Source organism: Stieleria sedimenti, from assembly GCF_025060895.1.
GTDB lineage: Bacteria > Planctomycetota > Planctomycetia > Pirellulales > Pirellulaceae > Stieleria > Stieleria sedimenti.
On sequence record NZ_JANZKV010000317.1, the window covers coordinates 1 to 5,640 of the forward strand.

Here is a 5,640-nt window from a genome sequence, read left to right on the forward strand (position 1 = left end):
CGCGAGACGCGAAAACGCGAAGCGAAGGAGTCGAAATAGCGTCCGAAGATCTGTTGAAGCGTGATGGCCATCGGCACCTCGCAATCAATGTTTGCAGCTCAACCCGAAGGCCAGTTCAACGTCTACGATCAGCCGGCGGCGACGGAAGATTTACCATTTCAAAACGCCCGACTTCGCCGCTCGGTTGCATCGTTTGGTTCACCCGTCCAAGATGCTCGTCGCGTTGTCTGATTCGATACGCCTATACATCACAGTGGTGGGTTTACCGCTTCCGGCATCAATAGTCAGTGTGTAGGAGTCCTCGTCTAGCCAGTCTAGCTGGTACTCCTCAAGTGCGGGGTCATCCTCTGTTTCCGGTGCCTGCATCTCGATTATCAACTTCCCGTTGCGAATACGCCAATCAGATGAACGATCATCCATCTCAGATGTATTCCCCCAAGGCTCCATTGTTGGGGAATAATGGGCGGCTTGGCCATTGGGAAGCCATTCAACAATTCGCTGTGTCGGAAGTGTCTGGTCAGCGCCCTCAATCCACATTCCCCATTTGCCTAACAACCGCTGTTCGGCAGCAATGTCCGCCTTGGAGGGACGTAAGTATCCAACAACGCACGCGGTGAATGCTACCGCGATCGCAAATCCACCGGAGACGCGGATGAGCCGTCGACGCTTTGCATCGTGTTCAGGGGAGTGTTGCATTTATGAACCTCTGTGGGTGAACGGTAACGATCACGTGGTCGCCGCGAACAACGCACCACTTCAAAAAACTCGACTCGGCGACTCACGTGCATCGTCTGGTTCCCCGTCGTCTTGTCATTCGGCAGGACCGACCATCAGCAAGATTGGAGTACCACGATCCTCGTGTGACACGGCAATAAAGAAACGTCCTTCGTCGGTGTCCCATACCGCGAATCGGCATAGGCCGCACAGGGGAATAGCGTCGTCATCGCTATCGGATTCCGATCGTGTTGGCTTTCCGTATGTTTTGGATATGTGAGCCGTAGCGGTGTCAAAGTCGGCGTGGAAGGAGTCATGAAGTTTGTCGATAGCTTCGTCATCGTGTTCGTCGCCATCGAGTTCAAATTCGTGTATCCGCAGGGCGTCCATCTCGCCTTCGGCCAGCGCGGCGGAAACGGAAGATGCGAGGACGTCAGGATCAATGGCCATGGTGTTGGGATTCGTGTTGAGTTCGTGGGATCTCAATCGGGGAACGACAGCGATCACGCGGTCGCCGCGAGTGATCATCCACTTCAAGAACCACGACTCGGCGACTCGTCGTGCATCGCATTGTTACCCGCCGTCGTTTGCTTCGGCGTATGCACGCGTAGCAAAGCGACAACAAAGTAATAGATTGTAACGGGATATAAGATCAACAGGTGCAATCCGCGAAAATGGAACAGGAGCTCGAAATCCAAGTTTGAGACTAACCTCAGAATTCCTGGCGAAACCATTACCAGCCAAAGCAAGAGAGGGGAAAGAACGAGAGGAATAACAACTTTTCCGACACGCGCATTTGAGAATTCGCACCAAATCGCCAACGACGCTGCAACAATTAGATAGATCGTAAAAACCTCTGGCATCAACGCAGCTGGAGAATACGAGAGCAGCTGATCATCCAGGAGCGATGGAAGTTGATGATACGTCTGTACGAACGCGATTGAGGCTAACACGATCGAAACTACACGGTACTCAGCTGTGACTTCCGTTACGTTCCCATTGGACGATTCTGTTGCGTACAGATTCAAATTGGATCCAATCAGTACGGGTAACGTCCAGGATCACGCGGTCGCCGCGAGCGATCCTCCACTTCAACAACCACGACTCGGCGACTCGTCGTGCATCCGCTGGTTCGCCGCTTTAGTCTGGTGGTGGATGGTTCGTTGCATCAACAAGGACGTGCGGTAAAAGTTTCCGTAATTTAGCAAGCCGTTCGGCGCTGATGTTAGTGTAGTCGAGATGAAGATGACGTAGCTTGGGGAGCTCAGCCAAAGGTGAAAAGTCAAGTTGATCGTCGATTTCGATGATGATTCCGAGTGTCTCGAGGTTCCGCAAGTCGGTAATGGGAGATAGGTCCTTCACCTCCATATTGTCGAGGACAACAGTCTCGACGGTGTCAAAAAAATCGATGCCGAGCGCGTCGACAAGCCATTGAGGGGCGAGAAGCGAATCACTGTCAGTCCATTGATCGGTGAAGTCATTGTAGCTACGCGAGACGCTCAAGTGCACGTGGCCGTTTTGGGAAGCTACCCAATCGCGTCCGCGTTTCTGCTCAATTGCACGTCGGATGGGGATTGCCATGAGCACGGCAACTAACGCCGTCGCGATCAAAAGCGTTCGTATCGAGAAGCGTTTCATAGACGAGATGGGTTTGGGCCTTCAGTCGGCGAACGTCAGAAATCACGGGGGACGGGCGAAAGACTTGCAAGCAGACTGACAACCGCGACTCCCGTCCTCCCGTGCATTTCATGGTTCGCCGCATTCTACCGGATATTCGTACCGACCATCACGACGCTAGAATCACCGTTAAAGAGAACAAATTCGCCGCCTTCAGTCATTGCCCCGTGAAAGCACTCCTCACACGTCAGCACTCGACCGTCGCTCACCACTTCGAAATTCGTCCTGTCACGTATCTCAGCCTGATTCTCTGATCGCACCACATCCAGCTGATTGTCACCCAGGAAATGATATTTAGTCATCGGGCGGCGCGATCCGAACATCTCAAATTCGACGACCCATTCCCCGGTCAAATCAGCACCTTTCCCCATCGGCGTCAATTCCGATCCAACTCGCTGCGCGACCGCTTTCCAGACTTGACGACGATAGTCCAAGTCAGAGTCTTTGTGATCGATAGGCGTTGGATCTTCCATTGCAGTCATGAATTTTTCGGTTTCAGAATCTGTCGGCGAACGGCAGCGATCACGCGGCGGCGACGAGGGATCCACCACTTCAAGGAACTTGACTTCGCCGCTCGTCGTGCATCGCAGGGTTATGCCTGCTAGTGACTCAGGCAGGGAATGCCGCGACAATATCAAGTGCAATTTTTCCCGGACCAGTGGTGTCCGAAAACACTGGGTATAGATGTGCGGTGTTGCCCGTCCAGTCATTGAACTCACCCACATGGGCAAGGGGAACAAATAATGGTCTTTCCGCAGAATAATGCCCCCAGCCAGTTGATTCACAATATAGGGGATCGCTCCATTCGATATCTCTTCCAATCCAACATTTCGGTTGGTGAGTTCGAGTGGTTCCGCACCAGCGGCATTGATTGGTTGTGGTGACAGCAGGTACGTAAAAGATCTCATGAGTTCGGCGAAAATCGAGAGACTGCCATGAATCGGTTTTGCGACCATTTATTGTTACTGGGCGTGGTTCAGCCGAAGACGTGGACCGGAAATAGCTGGCAAGCTCTTCATTCACAATGTTGCGATGCGCGACGCCAGATCCAAACCGCAAAGTCTGACGTGGTTCGCAGGCAAGAGGAACCAGCTCGGAATCTTGAACGAAAGCACGGCACCCCATTTTTTCTGCCGCCACGCGATCAATATCTACTGCATCCTCGGGAGCGGGCACGACTCCAATTATGCATCGTTCATCAATGGAAAAGGCATCATTCGTAAGAGTATGTATCGATAGTCGGGTAGGCGCAACACCCGCGTCAATAAGGAGATCGAGGGCTTCACGTACCTGCTCAGCGGATTGGATTCGCAGTGAGATGGAATCACCGTGTACGGCGATTCCCTTTGAAATGCAGGTGTAGCTCGGCAACTGCCCTGCGATCGGCGAATCAAAGCAAATCTCTAAGTCAGCGTCAACAGACAATGGATCTTAGGGGTGTGGGTGTTGTCCGGCATAACCATTAATTATTGCTGGTCCGACCGGGGTGAATAGCACAAAGTCCCCGGTCGGACCGTGGAATATCTCCTGCCACCCGATAGTACGGCACTCGATCGGGGTAGTCAATCCTTCTTCTGGCCGCTAACCTTGTGGCGGCGCACTTCGCACCATCGGGTGGTCTCATACGATAGGACAGCAGACTGCCTATTTTACCACAAATGAGTTAGGGCGAGTCCGTGATCCACTGCCGAACTCGGATACCGGTCTTGCGCCGACAAGGGGGATCAAAATGTCAGTCGATCGGTTCCGACAGTGTCTTGGGGTAATGAATCTTCCGGAAAGGGATCGTGAGTGGTTTCCCAAGTGGCTGGGAAGCTACGCGAGTTTCCCAAGCGTCCGTGCACGTTCGACTTCGGCGGATGCAATTGCAGTGGAGCGAGATCTCGTGCTCGAATTCCTTCGCAGTTTGCTAGCGTCAAAGATTCCGGCCTGGCGACGTCTGCAAGCGACCCGGGCGATCGAAGCCTATCAGGGTACGGTGTTGAGGACGGCGGTCGTTGATTTCCGCCCGATTCGTGACAAATTGACTGAGATTTCTCGTCGTTACCAAGGTGCGGTCGGCGATGACAAAGAATACGATGCGACACTGGTCGCCGGGGAAGGGAATGAAGGTGTGATCGATGAGGTCGATCCGGAATGCATTCGACGAATGCGTGCGACGCTCCGCAGGCTTCACCATCCCAAGAGCACGGAAGACGCCTATGTCGGTCAACTAAAAAAGTTCATTCGACATCTGGATGACGATCGGCTGGAAAACTTTGGCGAACCGGAAATCGGTGACTTCCTGACAGATTTGGCGATCGAAAGTGAGCTCGCCGCATCCTCGCAAAACCAGGCTCTCTCCGCGATCCTCTTTTTCTATCAAAAGGTCATCGGTCGCGATCTTCAGTTCATCAATTCGGTCCGCGCTAAGGCTAGTCAATATCGCCCGGTCGTACTGACCAAATCCGAAGTGACGGAGCTTTTTCAGTACATTTCTGGGGTTTACCGTCTGATGTTCCTGTTGATGTACGGCGGCGGACTGCGACATCGGGAGTGCAGAACGCTGAGGTTGAAGGACTTCTGTATTGAGTCGCGCGAGATTGTTGTCCGAAACGGCAAGGGGATGAAGGACCGCGTCACTGTTTTACCGGACAACGCGATTGAATTGCTTCGACAGCAGTTTGCCACAGTCAAGGCGACCCACAACCAGGATCTTGCTGACGGATACGGTGAAGTGTATCTGCCTTACGCATTAGCGAAAAAGTATCCCTATGCGCAACGCGATCTCGGTTGGCAATACTTGTTCCCGTCGTCGAAGGTCTGTCGCGATCCTCGCAGTGGCAGATACCGACGACATCACCTTCACGAAGGGACTTTTGCAGAACAGTTCAAGCGGGCACGCAAGCGAACGGAAATCCTCAAGAAAGCCGTTCCGCATACGCTCCGCCACAGTTTTGCCACCCACATGCTCGAGGACGGGGCGGACATTCGCACGGTGCAGGAATTGCTCGGGCACAAGGATGTCAAAACGACGATGATCTATACCCACGTGATGAACCGGCCGGGCTTGGCCGTGACCAGTCCGTCGGATCGGCTGGGGTTGGTGTGAGTCGCTGGGTAGCGTTCCACCCGGGGTGCTTGGTATTACGGCGGCAACGTTCTGGCGTCCCAACGGGACGTCGATTGTAAAAGAACCGAACGGAAAATAGGCGTCGGATCGAGCGAGTGGGATAGGCTTCCAGGCTCGTCATTCCAGCTTCGACAGGC

At 53.5% G+C, this 5,640-nt stretch carries 6 protein-coding genes; 1 reads left to right on the top strand and 5 read right to left on the bottom strand.

All coding sequences use genetic code 11. The features are described from left to right. Window positions 1-198 precede the first annotated feature (198 nt). The 5 genes from NZK35_RS31875 to NZK35_RS31895 form a co-directional block, all read right to left on the bottom strand. The gene (locus NZK35_RS31875) at window positions 199-696 is read right to left on the bottom strand and encodes a hypothetical protein (protein ID WP_259636579.1); all 498 of its coding nucleotides are present in this window, start codon (window positions 694-696) and stop codon (window positions 199-201) included. Window positions 697-810: 114 nt separating this feature from the next. Continuing rightward, window positions 811-1,251 carry a hypothetical protein gene (locus NZK35_RS31880; RefSeq protein ID WP_259636580.1) on the bottom strand — a complete coding sequence of 147 codons (441 nt, stop codon included), beginning with the start codon at window positions 1,249-1,251 and terminating at the stop codon, window positions 811-813. A gap of 603 nt (window positions 1,252-1,854) precedes the next feature. After that, the gene (locus NZK35_RS31885) at window positions 1,855-2,352 is read right to left on the bottom strand and encodes a hypothetical protein (RefSeq protein ID WP_259636581.1); all 498 of its coding nucleotides are present in this window, start codon (window positions 2,350-2,352) and stop codon (window positions 1,855-1,857) included. 125 nt (window positions 2,353-2,477) lie between these two features. Continuing rightward, window positions 2,478-2,873, bottom strand: a complete 396-nt coding sequence (locus NZK35_RS31890) for a hypothetical protein (RefSeq protein ID WP_259636582.1) — start codon at window positions 2,871-2,873, stop codon at window positions 2,478-2,480. Between the two features lie 127 nt (window positions 2,874-3,000). Continuing rightward, window positions 3,001-3,816, bottom strand: coding sequence for a hypothetical protein (locus NZK35_RS31895; protein ID WP_259636583.1), 816 nt, complete (start codon window positions 3,814-3,816; stop codon window positions 3,001-3,003). A 460-nt stretch (window positions 3,817-4,276) separates the two neighbouring features. Here NZK35_RS31895 and NZK35_RS31900 point away from each other — a divergent pair, with 460 nt between their 5' ends. Next, a complete protein-coding gene (locus tag NZK35_RS31900; protein ID WP_323379688.1) occupies window positions 4,277-5,482 on the top strand; it encodes an integron integrase in 1,206 nt (401 codons plus the stop codon). Window positions 5,483-5,640 lie beyond the last annotated feature (158 nt).

Bases quoted from the DNA above. Each gene is read 5' to 3' on its own strand.
- NZK35_RS31875 (WP_259636579.1), bottom strand. From the start codon at position 696: ATGCAACACTCCCCTGAACACGATGCAAAGCGTCGACGGCTCATCCGC.
- NZK35_RS31890 (WP_259636582.1), bottom strand. From the start codon at position 2,873: ATGACTGCAATGGAAGATCCAACGCCTATCGATCACAAAGACTCTGAC.
- NZK35_RS31885 (WP_259636581.1), bottom strand. From the start codon at position 2,352: ATGAAACGCTTCTCGATACGAACGCTTTTGATCGCGACGGCGTTAGTT.